Genomic DNA, 19183 nt, shown 5'->3' with positions numbered 1-19183 from the left:
CACTCCCCTGAAACGGACTGTGGGCCAGGGAAACCTGGCCCACAGTCGTATCCGGAACCACCGGACCTACTTCTTCTCCTGACTTCCCGCGAGGGTCCCCAGGTACAGCTCGATCACCTTCGGGTCGTGCATCAGGTTGGGTCCCGAGTCGGTGTAGGCGTTGCGGCCCTGGTCCAGGACGTAGCCGCGGTCGCAGATCTGCAGGCACCGGCGGGCGTTCTGCTCGACCATGATCACCGAGACTCCCGCCGCGTTGATCCGCTTGCAGCGAATGAACACCTCGTCCTGGAACATCGGGGACAGTCCGGCGGACGGCTCGTCGAGCAGCAGCACGGACGGTTCCATCATCAGCGCACGTCCCATCGCGACCATCTGCCGTTCACCGCCGGACAGGGCGCCCGCCTTCACCTTCTTCCGCTCGACGAGCAGCGGGAAGAGGTCGCCGACGAACGCGAATCGCTCCGCGAAGAGCTTGGGCCGCAGATACATCCCCATCTCGAGGTTCTCCTCGATGGTGAGCGACGGAAAGACGTTCTGCGTCTGCGGGACGTAGCCGACGCCCTTCTGCACGAGAACGTGGGCGGGTTTGGACGTGATGTCCTCGCCCCTCAGGGTCACCGATCCCTCACGCACCGGTATCAGCCCGAACAGCGACTTCAGGAGCGTGGACTTCCCGGCGCCGTTGGGACCGATGATGCCGACGATCTCACCCTCGCGCAGGAAGAAGTTGCATTCGCGGAGGATGTTGACGCCGGGGATGTAGCCGGCCACCACACCGTCCGCGCGGACGAGGGCACCCTCGGCGAGCCGGGCATGCTCCTCGGGTGTGGCCGCGAATTCCGCAGGGGTCAGTTCGGTCATGGGTTCTCACGCCTCAGCTCGGTGATGTCGGGTTCGGAGAGGTCGCCGCCGGTCTCGAGGGTTTCGGCCTCGGCGTTCTCGAGTGCCTCGGCCAGAACGGCCGTCGCGCCCACCGGGTTTCCCTCGTCGTCGAACTCGAGTGCCTGATCGTGGTGGCTGCCCAGGTAGGCGTCGACCACCGCGTTGTTGGACGAGAGGTGTCCCGGTGTGGACTCGGCGATCACGCTGCCCTGCGCCATCACCACCACCCAGTCGCTGATGTCGCGGATGACGTCCATGTCGTGTTCGACGAACACGACGGTCATGCCCTCGTCCCGAAGCGATTTGATGTGACCGAGCAGGCTCTGGGTGAGCGCCGGGTTCACGCCGGCCATCGGCTCGTCGAGCATCACCACGGTCGGCTCCGTCATCAGCGCCCGCGCCATCTCGAGCAGCTTGCGCTGACCGCCGGACAGCGAGCCGGCGAGGTCGTCGGACTTGGTGTCGAGCTTGAACCGCGCGAGCAGTTCGTTGGCCCGTTCGGTGACGGCCCGTTCCTGCGCCTTCCACGTCCACGGCAGAAGCGTGTTGAAGATCCGCTCGCCGCGTTGCCCGGTGGCGCCCAGCCGCACGTTGTCGAGCACCGTCAGCTTCGACAACGCCTTGGTGAGCTGGAACGTGCGGACGACGCCGCGGCGGGCCACCTGGTGCGGATACATCCGGCCCAGCGAATGGCCATCCATCGACCACGTGCCGCTGTCCGGCCGGTCGAAACCGGTGAGCAGGTTGAACAGGGTGGTCTTACCTGCGCCGTTCGGACCGATCAGTCCGGTGATGCAGCCGCGCTGAATCTCCAGATGCGCCACGTCGACGGCCTTGAGCCCGCCGAACGTACGGGACACGTTGTCGACCACGAGGATCGGGTCGGGTTTCGGTGCGCCGGGGGAGTGCGGGACGTCGGCGAAGATCGAGGCCCGTTCCTCGGCGGTGAGCACGGTGGCGGTCTGCAGATGATCCGGCAGTCTGTGGTCAGGCATTGAGCTGCACCTCCCGCTTGTTGCCCAGTATGCCCTGCGGCCGGAAGACCATCAGCACCGCGATCATGATGCCGAGCAGGACGAACCGCATGGCCCCGACCTGCTGTTCCGTCAGCGGCAGCAGCGGATCCGGCCCGGAGATGGCCTGCCGCAACAGGGCGTCCGGGATGGCCAGCAGGAACCAGAACAGCATCGCGCCGACCACCGGTCCGAAGACCGTCGCCGCGCCACCGAGGATGAGGGCGCCGAACGCGAAGAACGTCTGCGCGGTGGAGTAGAAGTCGGGGTTGATCGACTTGGTCTGCAGCGCGTTGAACACGCCGCCGAGCCCGCCGATCATGCCGCCGAGGACCAGCGCCTGCATCTTGTAGACGAAGACGTTCTTGCCGAGTGCGCGAGCGGCGTCCTCGTCCTCGCGGACGGCCTTGAGGACACGGCCCCACGGACTGTGCGTCAGGAGGAACACGAACCCGCACAGCACCAGGACGAGAGTCCATCCGACGACCATCGACCAGAGGTCGTCGCCGTAGAACTTCACGCCGAGGAAGTTGTACTGCTTACCCGAGTCGAACGGGCTGAGCGTGGTGAACGGGTCGGCGAAACCGAACAGGCCGTTGGTGGATCCGGTGATCGAATCCGAAGCGGTGGACCGGAAGATCAGCCGCAGGATCTCGGACGCGGCGATCGTGACGATGGCGAGGTAGTCGGCCCGCAACCGCAGCGTCGGGATACCGAGGACGACGGCCAGCAACCCGGCCGCGGCGAGACCGACGAGGATGCCGACCCACAGCGGCTGCTGGTAGGTGACGGTCATGATCCCGACGCCGTAGCCGCCGAGGAGGGCGAACCCGATCTGACCGAAGTTCAGCAGTCCGGCGTAGCCGAAGTGCAGGTTGAGGCCGATCGCCAGCAGCGCGTAGAAGATCGCCGACGGGCCGATCAGCTGGGCGAGCGAGACCTGGAGTGCTCCTGCGATGTCCATGCCCTCACCCGATCCTTTGCCGGCTGCCGAGAATGCCCTGGGGCCGGACGACCAGGATGACGATCAAGATGAGCAGTCCTCCGATGTACTTGAGGTCGGGGTTGATCACCAGCGTCGACAGCTGGACGAGCAGACCGACGATCACACAGCCGAGCAGCGCGCCGTAGGCGGTGCCGAGTCCGCCGAGCGTGATACCGGCGAACATCAGCAGCAGGAGCTTGAAGCCCATCTCCCACTGCACGCGGCCGCCGAGTTCGGAGATGCCGAACAGGACGCCGCCGAGCGCGGCGAGACCGCCGCCGAGACCCCACACGAAGCGGATCACCCGTTCGACGTCGATGCCGGACGACGCGGCCAGGTCACGGTTGTCGGACACGGCGCGCATGGCCTTGCCGATGCGCGTCTTCTGCAGCAGCAGGGCCACTCCGACGAGAACGACGAGACTGATGCCGATGCTCACGAGGTTGGCGTCGGTGATCGCGATCGGACCCCAGTGCCTCTCCACCTGTGCCTGGTAGTCGACGAACGGCTCCGCGCGATCGGAGAAGAAGATCAGGATCAGGTAGCGCAGGGAAATCGCGAGTCCGATCGACACCACCAGCTGCGCTATCAGGCCGGTCTTGCGTCGTCGCAGCGGTTTCCAGATCCCGGCATTGTTCAGCAGTCCGATCAGGATTCCCACGAAGACCGCGAGGATCGTGGCCGGGATCAGCTGCACACCGAACGTCACATTGATCACCCACGCCGCGACCGCACCGAGGGTGACGAGTTCGCCGTGCGCGAAGTTCGTCAGGCCGGTGGTGCCGTAGATCAGGCTCAGCCCGACACCGGCGATGGCGATCACGAGACCGAACCGGAGCCCGTCGATGGTCTGGCGAATCAGCTTCTCGTAGAACGGGACCGCGGAACCGGTGCGGGCCTCGCCGAACGAGAAGATCACCGTGTTGGTGCGACCGGCCACCACCTCCCGCTGCACCGTGGCCTGCACGCTGACGTCGTCGGGAAGCGAGTCCGCCACGATCTCGAACGTGTACGTGCCGGGCGCGACCTGGAGTTCCCAGCGGCCGTTCGACTCCGACGTCGCCTTCGCCACCTCGTTGCCCGACGAATCGAGAGCGCGCACCTCGACGTCCGCGAGCCGTTCGCCCGCGTTGTTCAGATTGCCGCTGACCCGCACCGCGTTCTCCGGGGGCGCCGGTTGCCCGCTCGTCGCGGGCGGTGGGGGCGGTGGGGTAGGTTCCTGCGCCGCCGCGGGACCGCCGAATGCGATCGCCGCGACGAGGCCGAGCAGGACGAGGACGAACGCACGGCCGAGCTGCCGGGTGACCGACCCTCGCCTCGTGCGTTTCCTCGCGGATTTCGGTCGCGTCCTCACTGCTGGGAGTCGCTTCCTCACGGTTGGGGCCACGCAGGTCCTCCGGGGACGTGTAGATCGGTCAGGAACGTGCTGCGACGGACTCGACTACCGCCCGTGCCGCAATTTCCGGACTCTAACGGCTCCGGTCGCGCGAAATGGGGTTCTCGGATTTCCGGCACGTTTCGGTTGGGTATCGAACCATCCGGCTGATCGGTGTCGGATCGGCTCCCTAGACTGGGCAACCGTGAGCCCTGCAACCACCCCCCGGTCCACCACGTCCCCCGCGTCCGGCGCAGCCGCGTCGTCCGACGATCGCCCCACACTGATGCTGCTCGACGGCCACTCCCTGGCCTTCCGTGCGTTCTACGCCCTGCCCGCCGAGAACTTCAAGACGCACAGCGGTCAGGTCACCAACGCCGTCTACGGGTTCACATCGATGTTGATCAACCTGCTGCGCGACGAACAGCCGAGCCACGTGGCGGCGGCGTTCGACGTGTCCAGGCAGACGTTCCGGGCGGAGAAGTTCCCCGAGTACAAGGCGAATCGCAGCACGGCTCCGGACGAGTTCAAGGGGCAGGTCGAGATCACCAAGGACGTCCTCGGGGCTCTCGGCATCCCGGTGATGGCCGAGGCAGGCTTCGAGGCCGACGACATCATCGCCACGCTCACCACCCAGGCCGAGGCGCTCGGGTACCGCGTCCTCGTGGTGACCGGCGACCGGGACTCGCTCCAGCTGGTCACCGACGGGGTGACGGTGCTGTACCCGAAGAAGGGCGTCTCGGACCTCACCCGGTTCACGCCCGCGGCCGTCGAGGAGAAGTACGGGCTCACACCTGCGCAGTACCCCGACTTCGCGGCACTGCGCGGCGACCCGAGCGACAACCTGCCGGGCATCCCGGGTGTGGGGGAGAAGACCGCCACCAAGTGGATCAAGGAGTACGGCGATCTCGTCGGCCTGGTCGACAACGTCGACAAGGTCCGCGGCAAGGTGGGTGACGCGCTGCGGGAGAACCTGCCGAACGTCCTGCTCAACCGGGAACTCACCGAGATGGTGCGCGACGTCCCGCTGCCGTACACCCCGGACCAGCTGATGCTCGCGCAGTGGGATCGGGAGAAGATTCACGCGCTGTTCGACGACCTCGAGTTCAAGGTGCTGCGCGACCGGCTGTTCGCCACGTTGGCGCCGGTCGAAGCGGAGGCCGAGGAGGGTTTCGAGGTGCGCGGGAGCGCGCTCGATCCCGGGGCCGTCGCGGACTGGTTGTCGGCGCACGCGTCGACGGGCGAGCGATCCGGCGTGTCGGTGGTCGGCACCCGCACCCCGTACGGCGGTGACGTGACGGCGATCGCCATCGCCGCCGCAGACGGTGAGGGCGCCTACATCGCCACCGCGTCCGCCACCCCGGAGGACGAGAAGGCGCTCGGCACCTGGCTCGCGGACGCGGATCAGCCGAAGGCCCTGCACGAGGCCAAGTGGGCGATGCACGCCCTGCGCGGACGCGGCTGGGTGCTCGGTGGTCTCACCAGCGACACCGCGCTGGCGGCCTACCTGGTGCGCCCCGGGCAGCGCACGTTCAACCTCGACGACCTGTCGCTGCGGTACCTGCGCAGGGAGCTGCGGGTGGAGGAGACCGGCCAGGAGCAGCTGTCGCTGCTCGACGACGCCGACCAGGTCGACGCGGAAGCCGCCGAGACCGAAATTCTCAGCGCCCGCGCCGTCCTCGACCTCGCGGCCGCGCTCGACACCGAACTCGCGAACATCGAATCCACGGCGCTGCTGTCCGAGATGGAGTTGCCGCTGCTGGAGGTGCTGGCCGTCATCGAGGCGTCCGGCATCGCCGTCGACGGTGACCACCTGCACGACCTGCAGAGCCGGTTCGCGGCCGAGGTCTCCGCGGCGGCGGAGGCGGCCTACGGGGTCATCGGCAAGCAGATCAACCTCGGGTCGCCCAAACAGCTGCAGGTCGTGCTGTTCGACGAGCTGGAGATGCCCAAGACGAAGAAGACGAAGACCGGATACACCACGGACGCCGAGGCGTTGCAGAACCTGTTCGAGAAGACGTCGCACCCGTTCCTCGAGCACCTGCTCGCGCACCGCGACGCGACGCGGCTGAAGGTGACCGTCGACGGGCTGCTGAAGACGGTCGCCGAGGACGGGCGCATCCACACGACGTTCAACCAGACCGTCGCGGCCACCGGCCGGCTGTCGTCGACCGAGCCCAACCTCCAGAACATCCCGGTGCGCACCGACGCCGGCCGGCAGATCAGGGACGGTTTCGTCGTCGGCGAGGGCTACGACTCGCTGCTCACGGCCGACTACAGCCAGATCGAGATGCGGATCATGGCACACGTGTCCGGTGACGAGGGGCTGATCGAGGCGTTCAACACCGGGGAAGACCTGCACAGCTTCGTCGGCGCGCGTGCGTTCGGCGTGCCGATCGAGGAGGTCACGCCGGAGCTGCGCCGCCGTGTGAAGGCGATGTCCTACGGGCTGGCGTACGGGCTGAGCGCGTTCGGTCTGGCCGCCCAGCTCAAGATCTCGACCGAAGAGGCCAAATCGCAGATGGAGGCGTACTTCGCGCGGTTCGGCGGGGTGCGCGACTACCTGCACGAGGTCGTGGAACAGGCCCGCAAGGACGGCTACACGTCGACGCTGTACGGGCGTCGCCGCTACCTGCCCGACCTCACCAGCGACAACCGCCAGCGTCGGGAGGTCGCCGAGCGCGCCGCGCTCAACGCCCCCATCCAGGGCACGGCCGCCGACATCATCAAGGTCGCGATGATCAACGTGCAGCGCTCACTGCGCGAGGCGGGCCTGAAATCGCGGATGCTGCTGCAGGTCCACGACGAACTCGTGCTCGAGGTCGTCGATTCGGAACGGGAACAGGTCGAACAGCTGGTCCGCGACAAGATGTCCTCGGCCATCGAGCTGTCGGTGCCGCTCGACGTGTCCGTCGGCACCGGGCGCAGTTGGGACGCCGCCGCACACTAGGCGGCGGCGGTCCTCCGCCCTATTCGGCCGGCGCCTGCTCGGCGATCTGCTTGCGCACCTCGTCCATGTCGAGGGCCTTGACCTGCGTGAGAAGATCCTCGAGCGCCGCGGGCGGCAGCGCGCCGGGCTGGCTGAACACCAGCACACCCTCACGGAACGCCATGATGGTCGGGATCGACCGGATGTTCGCGGCGGCGGCGATGCCCTGTTCCGCTTCGGTGTCGACCTTGGCGTGTACGACGTCGGGGTGCTGCTCCGACGAGGCCTCGAAGGTGGGGGCGAAGGAGCGGCACGGTCCGCACCACGATGCCCAGAAGTCGACCAGAACGACATCGTTGCCGGTCACGGTCTCGTCGAAGTTCTGCTGAGTCAGAGTCTTGGTGGCCACGAGGGTCCTTTCTTTCGGTGACTGCTTTGCGTGTGCAACGCCGCGTCGCCGTCGATTCTTCCCTGCGGCGTCGTCAGCCGGTGCGCTCCGTGTCCCGGAACGTGCGGCGGTAGGCCTGCGGGGTGGTGTGGCGCAGCCGCAGGAAATGCTGCCGCAGGACGGCTCCGCCGCCGAAACCGACCCGTTCGGCGATCACGTCGACCGAGAGATCCGAGTTCTCCAACAGATGCTGCGCGGCCAGCACCCGCTGATCGCTGAGCCAGCGGGCCGGGGTGGTCCCGGTCTCGGCCTGGAACCTTCGCGCGAACGTGCGGGGAGACATGTTGGCCTTGGCCGCCACCGCGGTCACCGACAGGTCGAGGGCGAGGTGCTCGGTCATCCAGTCGAGCAACGGCCCGAGGGTGTCGATCGTCGTCGACGGCAGCGGCATCGCCACGTACTGCGCCTGACCGCCGTCCCGGTGCGGCGGGACCACCATGCGCCGCGCGATCCCGTTGGCCACCCGGCTGCCCTGTTCCTTGCGCACGATGTGCAGGCACAGGTCGATGCCCGCGGCGGTGCCCGCGCTGGTCAGGACGGGATCGTCGTCGACGTACAGGACGTTCGGGTCGACCGTGGCGGCCGGGTGGAGGTCGGCGAGCCGCTGGGCGTGCCGCCAGTGGGTGGTGCAGGTGCGTCCGTCCAGCAGCCCGGCCGCGCCGAGCACGAAGGCGCCGCTGCAGAGGCTGGCGACCTTGGCGCCCCGGTCCACCGCGGCCCGCAGTTTGTCGAGGAGGGGGTCCATGCACGGGTCGGGGTCCTTCGCGCAGACGAAGGTGCCGTCCGCCTCGGCGTAGGTTCCGCCCGCGGGAACGACGATGAGGTCGGCGTCGTCGAGCCGGTCGAGGTCGTACGGGACGTCGATGCCGTATCCGAAGCGGGTGCGGATGGGTTCCGGTGAGCCGGCGACGAGCGAGAAGTCGTACGTGGGGAGTCCGTCGTCGGATCGGTCGAAACCGAACACCTCGCAGGCGACACCGAGCTCGAACGCTTCGGTGAGCGGCATGAGCGGTACGACGACTTTTTTCAGCACCGTCCCAGTGTGGCAGAAATCCGGTCAACAATGTCGTTTCTGCCACTTTTTCTCGGAGGTCGATGCTACGAGGCTGAAGACATGACAATCCTGGTCGTGGTACTCCTCGTGTTCCTGGCGCTCGACGCGCTGGCGCTCGCCGGCCGCACGCCCGACACGCACAACGAAGTCATCCAGCACGGGGACTTCCGGTTTTGAAAGGGAATCTGGCGGTCCAGTATGCGGGCGCGGCGCTCGCCTGGGGCGCGAGTTTCCTCTTCATCAAGGTCGGCCTCGAGGGCCTGTCCTTCACGCAGGTCGTGCTGTGGCGACTCGTGTTCGGGGCGGTGACCCTCGGTGCCGTCCTCGGACTCACCCGGACACGGTTGCCGCGCGAAGCGGCGACGTGGGCGCACCTGTCGGTCCTGGCGGTCTCCCAGTGTGTGGTGCCGTGGTTGCTGTTCAGCTGGGCAGAGCAGAGCATCAGTTCGGGCCTGGCCAGCATCTACAACGCGACCACGCCCCTCATGACGATGTCGGTGGCCCTGGCGTTCCTGCCTGGGGAGAAGCTCACGGACGCAAAGCTGTTCGGCCTCCTGCTCGGATTCACGGGGGTGGTCGTGGTGCTGGCGCCGTGGCAGGCGGGGATCATCGGCAGTGTCCCCGCCCAGCTCGCGTGCCTCGGCGCCACCGCGTCGTACGGCGTGGCACTGGTCTACCTGAGGCGGTTCATCCTTCCGCGGGGCGTCGGCACGCCCACCATCGCGTTCATGCAGGTGTCGATCGCCGCAGCCGCCATGGTCCTCGCCGCCCCATGGGTCGCGAGCACGCCGATGCACCTGACTCCCGCGATCGTCGCGTCGATGATCGGGCTCGGGGCGTTCGGCACCGGGCTGGCGTTCGTGTGGAACACGAACGTGGTGCGCGGCTGGGGGCCCACCGCGGCCTCCACCGTCACTTACCTGACACCGGTGGTCGGCGTCGTGCTCGGTGCGGTCGCACTCGACGAGCACATCTCGTGGAACCAGCCCGTCGGGGCACTCGCGGTGATCGCGGGAATCGTCGTCACCCAACGGTCTTCGCGCACGGCAGCCGAGACGGTCGCCGCGGACGCGCCGTGATCATGGTGGTGCCGTGACGACCCACTCGCGTTTGGCGTCCCCGTCCCACCGGCGCACCACCGACGCCCGGCCGATGATGTCGCCGCCGTCGAGGAGCCGCGCGGCCTCTGCGATCTGATCGGCAGGCAGTCGCCGTGCGAGAGTCACGTGCGGCGTCCACTCGCCCGGGCGGATGTGCGGCGTGATCTCCGTGGCGTGCGCCGCGAGATCGAACACGCTGCGGTGCAGGGACAGCAGCGCCTTCGACGGCACCACCAACCGGGACAGCGTGACGTGCCTGCCGCCGAACATCACGAGCCCGCCCAGCCGGATGTGGAACGAGGGCGTCGCGATCCGGCGGCCCAGCAGTTCGTCGATCTCGGGTGGGATGTGGCGTGCCACGAACAGGGTGATGTGGGGCCGATTCGATTCGGCGCGAACGCGAGTGCGGCTGGGCATCCCGGCATCCCACAGGCGTTGCCACTCCGCGCGCACGGCAACGTCGGTCGCTTCGTCGAACAGCAGTTCCACCGACTGGACCATGGTAGGCAATGATGGCCTCATGAGCGGTGCTACGGCAAACATTTCCGATACCCGGATCGGGGTGCTCCTCGGCGACGGCATCGGTCACGAGATCGTCCCGGCAACCCAGCGGGTGGTCTCGGCCGCGGTGACCGCGGCAGGAGGCGGCGACGTCGACTGGGTGGAACTGCCCCTCGGCCTGGGCGCCATCGAGTCGCACGGAACGCCGATCCCCGAGTCCACGCTCTCCGCGCTGGACGAACTCGACGCCTGGATCCTGGGCCCGCACGACAGCGCCGCCTACCCGGAACCGTTCCGCGGCCGGCTGACCCCCGGCGGGGTGGTGCGCAAGAGATTCGACCTCTTCGCGAACATCCGCCCCGCGCGCTCGCTCGAGGGCGTCGCGTCGACGGTCCCGGACATGGACCTGGTGATCGTCCGGGAGAACACCGAAGGCTTGTACGCGGATCGGAACATGTTCGCCGGCAGCGGCGAGTTCATGCCCACTCCGGACGTGGCGCTGGCGGTCGGCGTCGTGACGAGGAAAGCGTGTGAGCGCATCGCGCACACCGCATTCGCGCTGGCGCGCACCCGCGGCCGGCACGTCACGATCGTGCACAAGGCCAACGTGCTGTCGATGACGACCGGGCTGTTCCGCGACGTCTGCCGGGAGGTGGGGGAGCGCGACTACCCGGACGTGCGGATCGACGACGAGCATGTCGACGCCATGACCGCGCACCTCGTCCGCAGGGGACGCGACTTCGACGTCGTGGTGACGGAGAACATGTTCGGCGACATCCTGTCGGACCTGACCGGTGAGCTGTCCGGCTCGCTCGGCACGGCCCCGTCGATCAACAGTTCCGAGACCAAGGTGATGGCGCAGGCGGCGCACGGAGCCGCCCCCGACATCGCGGGCCACAACCGGGCCAACCCCACGGCGCTGATGCTGTCGGCCGCGATGATGCTGGAGTGGCTCGGGGACCGTCGCAAGGACCGGCATCTGGGCGGCGCGGCCCACCGGATCCGCGACGCGGTCCGTGTGACGATCGCATCGGGAGTCGCCACGGCTGACCTGGGTGGACTCGCGTCGACCGGTGAATTCACCGAGACGGTCCTCGCCCGCACACTCCGTCGCTGAAACCGCCGCCACGGGCCGGGACAGGCCGTTAATGTTCGGTAACGACGTCCGCAGATGCGGGTGCCGTAACCTACCGTTCGACTATTCGGAGTTCGCGAGTTCTCCGTCGCCGTAGCTCGCTCGGTGTACCACGATTTCCTTGGAGGACATGCCAGTGTCTGGTCGATCCGTCTTCGCGCGAGGCCGAGTGGCCCGCACCATCTGTGCACTGGCGGGCGGCAGTGCTCTGCTGCTCGCCGGATGCGCCAGCAACACCGAGGGCGGTGGTACGCCTTCCGGAGAAGAGACCGTCGCCGTGGAAGTCGACAAGGTGGATGCCATCGCGGCGACACTGCCCGAGAAGATCGCCTCGTCCGGCAAGATCATCGTCGGTGTCAATATTCCCTACTCGCCCAACGAGTTCAAGGATCCGAGCGGCAAGATCGTCGGCTTCGACGTCGACCTCGTGGACGCCGTGAGCAAGGTGCTCGGCGTGACACCGGAGTACACCGAGGCGGACTTCGACAAGATCATCCCGTCGATCCAGGCCGGCAGCTACGACATGGGTATGTCGTCGTTCACCGACACCAAGGAACGCGAGCAGTCGGTCGACTTCACCACCTACTTCAGCGCCGGAGTGCAGTGGGCGCAGCCCGCCGGCAAGTCCGTCGACCCCACCAACGCGTGCGGCCTGCGGGTCGGCGTGCAGACCACCACCATCGAGGATCTCGAGGAGGTGCCCGCCAAGAGCGCGGCGTGCGTCGCAGCCGGGAAGCCGCCCATCGAGATCGTGAAGTTCGACAGCCAGGACGACGCGGCCAACGCCGTCGCCCTCGGCAAGGTCGACGCGATGTCCGCCGACTCGCCCGTCACCGCGTACGCGATCAAGCAGAGCGACGGCAAGATCGAGGCCGCGGGCGAGGTCTTCGACGCCGCGCCGTACGGCTGGCCCGTCGCGAAGGGGTCGCCGCTCGCACAGACCCTCCAGCAGGCCCTGCAGCATCTCATCGACGACGGCACCTACCGGACGATCGCGGAGAACTGGGGTGTCGAGGCGGGCGTCATCACCACGTCCCAGATCAACGGCGCCACGAGCTGAGCGGTTGACGAGTGTCTGACGTGGAGAAGGCCCCGGACCGGTCCGGCACCGAGACGGGGCAGGAACCGGAACCGATCAAGGCGATCCCGCTGCGGCGGCCCGGCCGCTGGATCGCCGCGATCGTCGTCGGCCTGCTGCTGGCGTTGTTCGTCAACGGTGCGCGCACCAACGAGGCGTACCGCTGGGACGTCTACGCCCGCTATCTGTTCGATGCACGGATCTCGGCCGCGGCGTGGAACACCATCCAGCTGACGATCCTGTCGATGGCGATCGCCATCATCCTGGGTGTCGTCCTCGCCGTCATGCGGCTGTCGCCGAACCCGGTGCTGAAGGCGGCGTCGTGGGGGTATCTGTGGATCTTCCGCGGGACCCCGGTCTATGTGCAGTTGGTGTTCTGGGGACTGTTCCCGTCCATCTACAAGCAGCTGGATCTGGGCATCCCGTTCGTCCACCAGTTCGTGCACATCGACCTGCAGGGAATCAACGCGGCGTTCCTGTTCGCGGTGATCGGGCTGGGACTCAACGAGGCCGCGTACATGGCCGAGATCGTCCGGGCCGGCGTGAACTCGGTGGCCGAGGGGCAGACCGAGGCGTCGGTGGCGCTCGGCATGACCTGGTCGCAAACCATGCGCCGCACGGTCCTGCCCCAGGCCATGCGGGTGATCATCCCGCCCACGGGCAACGAGCTGATCAGCATGCTGAAGACGACATCGCTGGTCACCGCGGTGCCGTACAGCCTGGAGTTGTACGGACGTGCCAGAGACATCTCGGGCGCGAACTTCCAGCCCATCCCGCTGCTGATGGTGGCCGCCACCTGGTACCTCGCCATCACCAGCCTGCTCATGATCGGCCAGTTCTACCTGGAGCGGTACTACTCGAAGGGTGCGTCCCGCAAGCTCACCCCGCGGCAACTGCAGGCGCTCGCCGACGCGCAGGGCAAGCCGCTCGTGATCGAACCCGGGCCGGAGACCTTGCCCGACACACCCGGAGGGGAACGACGATGACGCCGATGGTCAAGGCGGACCGGGTGTGCAAGAACTTCGGGGCGCTGAAGGTACTCAAGGGTGTGTCGCTGGAGATCGACGCCGGCCAGGTCCTGTGCCTGGTCGGGCCCTCGGGCTCGGGGAAGTCGACGTTCCTGCGATGCATCAACCACCTCGAGCAGGTCAACGCCGGGCGGCTGTACGTCGACGGCGAGATCGTCGGGTACTCCGAGCGGGGCGGCAAGCTCTACGAACTCCATCCCAGGGCGGCCGCGAAGCAGCGCCGCGACATCGGGATGGTGTTCCAGCACTTCAACCTGTTCCCGCACCGGACGGCACTCGAGAACATCATCGAGGCGCCCATCCAGGTGAAGAGGCTGAGCAAGAAGAAGGCGCTCGAGCGAGGGCGTGATCTCCTCGAGCAGGTGGGACTGAGCGAGAAGGCGGACGCATACCCGGCGCAGCTGTCGGGTGGTCAGCAGCAGCGCGTGGCTATTGCCCGCGCGCTGGCGATGGACCCCAAGCTGATGCTGTTCGACGAGCCGACGTCCGCCCTCGACCCGGAGCTGGTCGGGGAGGTGCTGACCGTGATGAAGGATCTCGCGGCCGGCGGCATGACGATGGTCGTCGTCACGCACGAGATGGGTTTCGCGCGCGAGGTGGCCGACCAGCTCGTGTTCATGGACGCCGGCGTCGTCGTGGAATCGGGCAATCCCCGCGAGCTGCTCGCCAATCCGCAGCACGACCGCACCAAGTTGTTCTTGTCGAAGCTGCTGTAGTGGCCTCCGGCCCCGTGAGTACTTCTCAACCGCGGGCGGTTAAGAAGTACTCACGGGTTTGCGGCAGCTGAAGATGGCGGTGCCGGGGAAGATTTGTCCCCGCAGCGGGCTCCACTGCCCCCATTCCCGGTCGAGCCACTCGGGCCACTCCGGCTCGATGATGTCGCGCACCTCCAGTCCGGCCGCCACGATCTCGCGCACCCGGTCGCCGATGGTCCGGTGGTGCTCGACGTAGGTGGGGACGCCGTCGCCGTCGACCTCCACGTAGGGCGTGCGGTCGAAGTAGGGAAGCGACGCAGTGAGTCCACGGGGGCCCGGATCGTCCGGGAAGATCCAGCGGATCGGATGGTTGACGGCGAAGACCCACAGCCCACCCGGGCGAAGAACCCGGGCCACCTCGCTCATCACCTGCTGTGAGTCCGCCACGAACGGAACTGCTCCAAAAGCCGAACACACGATGTCGAAGCTCGCGTCGGCGAAGGGGAGGTGCTCGGCTCCCGCATGAACGAGCGGCACGGTCGTGCCGCCGGCCCGCATGGCCTCGACCCCGCGGGTCAGCATCGACATGGACAGGTCGAGCCCGACTGCCCGGGCGCCCCGGCCGGCGAGCCACCGCGCGCAGGGAGCGGAACCGCAGCCCACCTCGAGGACGTCCTTGCCCGCCACGTCACCGAGAAGGTGGTAGTCGCCCTCGTGGAGTCCCTCCGGACACCAGACGAACTCACCCTCGGACGAGTCCACGCCGAGGAACTCGCCGTGGGTGCGGTGGTAGTCGTCCGCATCGGCGTCCCACCAGGCACGGCTCGCGCGTTCGCTGGACTCGGAATCGACGCGGACGCGGCTCACCCCGGACGTTCCGAGGACGCTGTTGGCGGTGCCGTGACGGTCGTCTTCGGGCGAGAGGGGAGAATCGGACGGGCGAGGATCGGGCATGGGCAACAGAGTAGAGCGTGGGAACGTGCCCGGGTTTGCCCAGCTTGCCCACGGGCGCGTAGCCTATTGCACGCGAGTGTCTCTGTGTGCGGCATCGGATTCGGTTCAGTTCGAGTTTGTTCGGTTCCAGTCGGGTGTCGTTCACTGCGCTTGCGGTGATCTGATTCGGCGGAATGATTCGTCGGTTCAGGTTGCTTGTCCGACAGAACACCATCAACCGACCACAACCCGTCCGGAGCAACTCAACACATGCCCTCCACCACCGTGACCTCGCCGCAGGTAGCCGTCAACGACATCGGCTCCGCCGAGGACTTCCTCGCCGCCATCGACGCAACGATCAAGTACTTCAACGATGGCGACATCGTCGAAGGCACCATCGTCAAGGTCGATCGTGACGAGGTCCTGCTCGACATCGGTTACAAGACCGAAGGCGTCATCCCTTCCCGTGAGCTCTCCATCAAGCACGACGTCGACCCCAACGAGGTCGTCTCCGTGGGCGATGAGGTCGAAGCTCTCGTCCTCACCAAGGAGGACAAGGAAGGCCGACTGATCCTGTCGAAGAAGCGCGCTCAGTACGAGCGTGCCTGGGGCACCATCGAGGAGCTCAAGGAGAAGGACGAGGCCGTCAAGGGCACCGTCATCGAGGTCGTCAAGGGCGGCCTGATCCTCGACATCGGTCTGCGTGGCTTCCTCCCCGCTTCGCTCGTCGAGATGCGCCGTGTCCGCGATCTGCAGCCGTACGTCGGCAAGGAGATCGAGGCCAAGATCATCGAGCTCGACAAGAACCGCAACAACGTCGTCCTCTCGCGCCGTGCGTGGCTCGAGCAGACGCAGTCCGAGGTTCGCAGCGAGTTCCTGCACCAGCTGCAGAAGGGCCAGGTCCGCAAGGGCGTCGTGTCCTCCATCGTCAACTTCGGTGCCTTCGTGGACCTGGGCGGCGTCGACGGCCTGGTGCACGTTTCCGAGCTGTCCTGGAAGCACATCGACCACCCGTCCGAGGTTGTCGAGGTCGGCACCGAGGTCACCGTCGAGGTTCTCGACGTCGACCTGGACCGCGAGCGCGTCTCCCTGTCGCTCAAGGCGACGCAGGAAGACCCGTGGCGTCAGTTCGCCCGCACGCACGCCATCGGCCAGATCGTGCCCGGCAAGGTCACGAAGCTGGTTCCGTTCGGTGCCTTCGTGCGCGTCGAAGAGGGAATCGAAGGCCTCGTCCACATCTCCGAGCTGGCCGAGCGCCACGTGGAGGTCCCGGACCAGGTTGTCGGCGTCAACGACGATGCACTCGTCAAGGTCATCGACATCGACCTCGAGCGTCGTCGCATCTCGCTGTCGCTGAAGCAGGCCAACGAGGACTACAACGCCGAGTTCGATCCGTCCAAGTACGGCATGGCGGACAGCTACGACGAGCAGGGCAACTACATCTTCCCCGAGGGCTTCGATCCCGAGACCAACGAATGGCTCGAGGGCTTCGACAAGCAGCGTGAAGAGTGGGAGAACCGCTACGCCGAGGCTGAGCGTCGCCACAAGATGCACACCGCTCAGATGGAGAAGACCGCTGCAGACGAGGCCGCCGAGGCTGCCACCGCTGCTGCCGGCTACTCCTCCGAGTCGGGTGCCGGCGACGCCGACGCCGCTTCGGCCGCCAGCACCTCGTCGTCCGAGTCTGCCGGCGGATCGCTGGCCAGCGACGCACAGCTCGCCGCTCTGCGCGAGAAGCTGTCGGGCAACGCCTAGCAAGTCCGCCTGACGCGTCAGGCAAAGCCGAAGACCCCGCTCCTGCACCGCAGGGGCGGGGTCTCGTCGTTGCCGGACATCCGAACATGACTGTGGCCCAACCTCTCCGGAGGTTGGGCCACAGTGGTGTGTCGGGTGAGGAGGGTGCTCAGTTCGCGGTGGCGGGAATCCAGTAGCCGGACGACGACTGCACCTCGGCACGCTTGCGCATCGTTGCGAAACTGTGCCTGCCCTGGCCGATGAGTGCGGTGAGCCAGGTCCGGCGATGCTCGGCGAGTGCGGACGCCACCTCGGGGATCTCGATGCAATGCACCCCGCCCGCGATGCCGAGGCGGTGCCGACCGAACTGGTTGCGGTGATCGCGCATGGCGTTCCTCTTCTTCGAGAAGGTGCAGGTCGGGTGCGTTCGGTCGAACATAACCGACCATGTCGGAGATCTGTGGTATTTGGGGCAGGTGAGTCTGCAGAGAGGGAAGAGGGTGGAGATCGGCGAGGGACGTGCGTACTCGGTCCGCGGCGGGTGCAACACTGGGAGGCGTGTTGAGAATCGGCCTCACTGGAGGCATAGGAGCCGGTAAGTCCACCGTGTCGAAGGTCCTCGCCGAACTCGGGGCCGTCATCGTCGACGCCGATCTGATTGCGAGGGAAGTTGTCGAACCCGGAACACCCGGCCTCGCTGCCCTCGTCGACCGGTTCGGTGAGGAGATCCTGACGGAGGACGGCGCACTCGACCGGCCCGCCCTGGCAGCGCGTGCCTTTGCCGACGACGAATCACGGCTGGCGCTGAATTCGATCGTCCACCCGCTCGTCGGGGCGCGCACCACCGAGACGATCGAATCGGCGCCAAAAGACGCGATCCTCGTTCAGGACATTCCACTGCTGGTCGAGGGCGGAATGGGCGCCGCGTTCCACCTGGTCGTCGTCGTATTCGTCGATGCCGAGGAGCGGGTGCGGCGGCTCGTCGGATCGCGGGGGATGCCCGAGAACGATGCGCGGGCGCGGATCGCAGCTCAGGCGGACGACGATCAGCGGCGGGCGGCGGCCGACGTCTGGCTCGACAACAGCGGCGCCCCGGGCGCGCTCGAGCCGGAGATCCGGGCACTGTGGTCGGAGCGACTCGTGCCCTTCGAGTCCAACATCCGCACACGGTCCGTCGTCCGTGTCCGGCCCGAACTCGCCCCGCCGAATCCGCAGTGGCCCGCGCAGGCGGATCGGTTGATCGCTCGATTGACACTGGTGTGCGGTGACCGCGCCGTCCGGATCGACCACATCGGGTCGACGGCCGTCGAAGGATTGCCCGCCAAGGACGTCATCGACGTCCAGGTGACCGTCGCGAACCTCGAGACGGCCGACGACCTCGCAGAATCTCTCGCCGACGCCGGTTTCCCTCGCATCGAGCACATCACCGCCGACGACCCGAAGCCCTCGTACCAGGGCGGAGAGACGGACCCGGCGCTGTGGGGCAAGCGGATCCACGGCGGCGCGGATCCGGGACGGCCCGTCAACATCCACATTCGTGTCGACGGATGGCCCGGACAGCAGTTCGCGCTCGTGTTCCGCGATTGGCTCCGCGCCGACGCCGACGCCCGGACCGAGTACCTCGCGGTCAAGGAAGGTGCGGCGGAGAAGGCGGCCGGTCACACGGACTACCGGGACGCGATCACCGCCTATGTGGACGCGAAGTCCCCGTGGTTCGACCGCGCCTATCACCGGGCGTGGGAATGGGCCGAGCGGACCGGCTGGAGCGCGTAGGTCACCGCCAGTCGATCGGCATTCCGATCGAGGCCAGCCAGCGGCCGAGGTCGTGGCCGTGCGCGGCGATGCCGTCGATCGCCGTGGTGGCGGTGAGGATCGCCTGCTCGACCGTCGCGGTGTCGAGCAGGCCGGTGCTGTGCGCCTCGATCAGCTCGTCGACGTCGAGGAGTTCGGTGTCGCGGCCGGTGCGGACGACCAGATCCAGGTAGTGGTCCTCCGACTTCCACACGTCGTCACCGCGGATGAAGGTGCCGATGTCGACATAGTGGTCCTGATCGCGCTGGTGGTAGGGGTGGTAGTGGAAGACCGACGCGCGCAGACCGAGGTCGGGGAGCAGCCACGACTCCAGGTAGTGGAACTGCCGGTGGTCGGAGGTGCGCGCCATGTACAGCCCCCACGGTTCGACCCGGTAGTGATCGACGTGGCGGACGAAACCCTTGGGGTCGGTGTTGGTGTGATCTCTCAGGTCGAAGTATTCGACCTTCGGTGGGTGGATGTCGTGACTCGCGCCTGCCAT

The 19183-nt window shown here is 67.3% G+C and carries 18 protein-coding genes; 8 read left to right on the top strand and 10 right to left on the bottom strand.

Features of this window, described 5'->3' with window-relative positions; genetic code table 11:
* Positions 1-66: 66 nt before the first annotated feature.
* The 4 genes from G9373_RS21845 to G9373_RS21830 are packed head-to-tail and all read right to left on the bottom strand — an operon-like array spanning position 67 to position 4234.
* Positions 67-861, bottom strand: coding sequence for an ABC transporter ATP-binding protein (locus G9373_RS21845; RefSeq protein WP_005247455.1), 795 nt, complete (start codon positions 859-861; stop codon positions 67-69).
* Positions 858-1877, bottom strand: coding sequence for an ABC transporter ATP-binding protein (locus G9373_RS21840; protein WP_005565487.1), 1020 nt, complete (start codon positions 1875-1877; stop codon positions 858-860). The genes G9373_RS21845 and G9373_RS21840 overlap by 4 nt, the downstream gene beginning before the upstream one ends.
* Positions 1870-2859 carry a branched-chain amino acid ABC transporter permease gene (locus G9373_RS21835; RefSeq protein ID WP_005247450.1) on the bottom strand — a complete coding sequence of 330 codons (990 nt, stop codon included), beginning with the start codon at positions 2857-2859 and terminating at the stop codon, positions 1870-1872. Before G9373_RS21835 ends, G9373_RS21840 begins: the two co-directional genes overlap by 8 nt.
* Positions 2860-2863: 4 nt before the next feature.
* Complete coding sequence (locus G9373_RS21830; protein ID WP_005565485.1) at positions 2864-4234, bottom strand: branched-chain amino acid ABC transporter permease; 1371 nt, start codon at positions 4232-4234, stop codon at positions 2864-2866.
* 226 nt (positions 4235-4460) lie between these two features.
* Between G9373_RS21830 and polA the strand changes: the two genes are divergently transcribed.
* Positions 4461-7205, top strand: coding sequence for a DNA polymerase I (gene polA / locus G9373_RS21825; RefSeq protein ID WP_039950442.1), 2745 nt, complete (start codon positions 4461-4463; stop codon positions 7203-7205).
* A gap of 19 nt (positions 7206-7224) precedes the next feature.
* On the opposite strand, the gene trxA is transcribed toward polA, so the two are convergent.
* Together trxA and G9373_RS21815 are read right to left on the bottom strand one after the other, a co-directional pair.
* Positions 7225-7593 carry a thioredoxin gene (gene trxA / locus G9373_RS21820; protein WP_005260388.1) on the bottom strand — a complete coding sequence of 123 codons (369 nt, stop codon included), beginning with the start codon at positions 7591-7593 and terminating at the stop codon, positions 7225-7227.
* Positions 7594-7666: 73 nt separating this feature from the next.
* The gene (locus G9373_RS21815) at positions 7667-8665 is read right to left on the bottom strand and encodes a helix-turn-helix domain-containing protein (RefSeq protein WP_037204891.1); all 999 of its coding nucleotides are present in this window, start codon (positions 8663-8665) and stop codon (positions 7667-7669) included.
* Between the two features lie 194 nt (positions 8666-8859).
* Between G9373_RS21815 and G9373_RS21810 the strand changes: the two genes are divergently transcribed.
* Entirely contained in the window at positions 8860-9765 is a 906-nt protein-coding gene (locus G9373_RS21810; protein ID WP_167116758.1) for a DMT family transporter, read from the top strand.
* Here the strand turns inward: G9373_RS21810 and G9373_RS21805 are convergent, their stop codons facing one another.
* Positions 9766-10287 carry a 2'-5' RNA ligase family protein gene (locus G9373_RS21805; protein ID WP_005571116.1) on the bottom strand — a complete coding sequence of 174 codons (522 nt, stop codon included), beginning with the start codon at positions 10285-10287 and terminating at the stop codon, positions 9766-9768. It lies immediately after the preceding gene.
* Between the two features lie 19 nt (positions 10288-10306).
* Between G9373_RS21805 and G9373_RS21800 the strand changes: the two genes are divergently transcribed.
* The 4 genes from G9373_RS21800 to G9373_RS21785 all read left to right on the top strand — a co-directional run bounded on the left by G9373_RS21800 (position 10307) and on the right by G9373_RS21785 (position 14244).
* Positions 10307-11404 (top strand): isocitrate/isopropylmalate dehydrogenase family protein, encoded by a 1098-nt coding sequence (locus G9373_RS21800; RefSeq protein ID WP_043792300.1) that lies wholly within the window; start codon positions 10307-10309, stop codon positions 11402-11404.
* A 148-nt stretch (positions 11405-11552) separates the two neighbouring features.
* Entirely contained in the window at positions 11553-12482 is a 930-nt protein-coding gene (locus G9373_RS21795; RefSeq protein ID WP_050787246.1) for an ABC transporter substrate-binding protein, read from the top strand.
* Between the two features lie 20 nt (positions 12483-12502).
* Positions 12503-13486 (top strand): amino acid ABC transporter permease, encoded by a 984-nt coding sequence (locus tag G9373_RS21790; protein WP_005571114.1) that lies wholly within the window; start codon positions 12503-12505, stop codon positions 13484-13486.
* Entirely contained in the window at positions 13483-14244 is a 762-nt protein-coding gene (locus G9373_RS21785; RefSeq protein ID WP_005247428.1) for an amino acid ABC transporter ATP-binding protein, read from the top strand. Before G9373_RS21790 ends, G9373_RS21785 begins: the two co-directional genes overlap by 4 nt.
* A gap of 39 nt (positions 14245-14283) precedes the next feature.
* On the opposite strand, the gene G9373_RS21780 is transcribed toward G9373_RS21785, so the two are convergent.
* Entirely contained in the window at positions 14284-15177 is an 894-nt protein-coding gene (locus tag G9373_RS21780; protein ID WP_005571113.1) for a class I SAM-dependent methyltransferase, read from the bottom strand.
* A 249-nt stretch (positions 15178-15426) separates the two neighbouring features.
* On the opposite strand from G9373_RS21780, the gene rpsA reads away from it, so the two are divergent.
* Complete coding sequence (gene rpsA, locus G9373_RS21775) at positions 15427-16911, top strand: 30S ribosomal protein S1 (protein ID WP_005260398.1); 1485 nt, start codon at positions 15427-15429, stop codon at positions 16909-16911.
* 148 nt (positions 16912-17059) lie between these two features.
* Here the strand turns inward: rpsA and G9373_RS21770 are convergent, their stop codons facing one another.
* Positions 17060-17278: a hypothetical protein gene (locus G9373_RS21770; RefSeq protein WP_005260399.1), complete on the bottom strand. Its 219-nt coding sequence runs from the start codon at positions 17276-17278 to the stop codon at positions 17060-17062.
* A 170-nt stretch (positions 17279-17448) separates the two neighbouring features.
* Here G9373_RS21770 and coaE point away from each other — a divergent pair, with 170 nt between their 5' ends.
* The gene (coaE, locus tag G9373_RS21765; protein WP_043792284.1) at positions 17449-18663 is read left to right on the top strand and encodes a dephospho-CoA kinase; all 1215 of its coding nucleotides are present in this window, start codon (positions 17449-17451) and stop codon (positions 18661-18663) included.
* A gap of 1 nt (position 18664) precedes the next feature.
* On the opposite strand, the gene G9373_RS21760 is transcribed toward coaE, so the two are convergent.
* Complete coding sequence (locus G9373_RS21760; protein WP_005571099.1) at positions 18665-19183, bottom strand: DUF402 domain-containing protein; 519 nt, start codon at positions 19181-19183, stop codon at positions 18665-18667.

The organism is Rhodococcus sp. A14 (assembly GCF_011603105.1).
In the GTDB taxonomy this organism is placed as follows: Bacteria; Actinomycetota; Actinomycetes; order Mycobacteriales; family Mycobacteriaceae; genus Rhodococcus_F; species Rhodococcus_F opacus.
This window is presented reverse-complemented; position numbering and strand designations above follow the sequence as displayed.

Bases quoted from the DNA above. Each gene is read 5' to 3' on its own strand.
- G9373_RS21835 (WP_005247450.1), bottom strand. From the start codon at position 2,859: ATGGACATCGCAGGAGCACTCCAGGTCTCGCTCGCCCAGCTGATCGGC.
- G9373_RS21795 (WP_050787246.1), top strand. From the start codon at position 11,553: ATGCCAGTGTCTGGTCGATCCGTCTTCGCGCGAGGCCGAGTGGCCCGC.
- G9373_RS21805 (WP_005571116.1), bottom strand. From the start codon at position 10,287: ATGGTCCAGTCGGTGGAACTGCTGTTCGACGAAGCGACCGACGTTGCC.
- G9373_RS21760 (WP_005571099.1), bottom strand. From the start codon at position 19,183: ATGGCAGGCGCGAGTCACGACATCCACCCACCGAAGGTCGAATACTTC.
- G9373_RS21845 (WP_005247455.1), bottom strand. From the start codon at position 861: ATGACCGAACTGACCCCTGCGGAATTCGCGGCCACACCCGAGGAGCAT.
- G9373_RS21770 (WP_005260399.1), bottom strand. From the start codon at position 17,278: ATGCGCGATCACCGCAACCAGTTCGGTCGGCACCGCCTCGGCATCGCG.
- G9373_RS21780 (WP_005571113.1), bottom strand. From the start codon at position 15,177: ATGCCCGATCCTCGCCCGTCCGATTCTCCCCTCTCGCCCGAAGACGAC.
- rpsA (WP_005260398.1), top strand. From the start codon at position 15,427: ATGCCCTCCACCACCGTGACCTCGCCGCAGGTAGCCGTCAACGACATC.
- G9373_RS21840 (WP_005565487.1), bottom strand. From the start codon at position 1,877: ATGCCTGACCACAGACTGCCGGATCATCTGCAGACCGCCACCGTGCTC.
- G9373_RS21800 (WP_043792300.1), top strand. From the start codon at position 10,307: ATGAGCGGTGCTACGGCAAACATTTCCGATACCCGGATCGGGGTGCTC.
- G9373_RS21785 (WP_005247428.1), top strand. From the start codon at position 13,483: ATGACGCCGATGGTCAAGGCGGACCGGGTGTGCAAGAACTTCGGGGCG.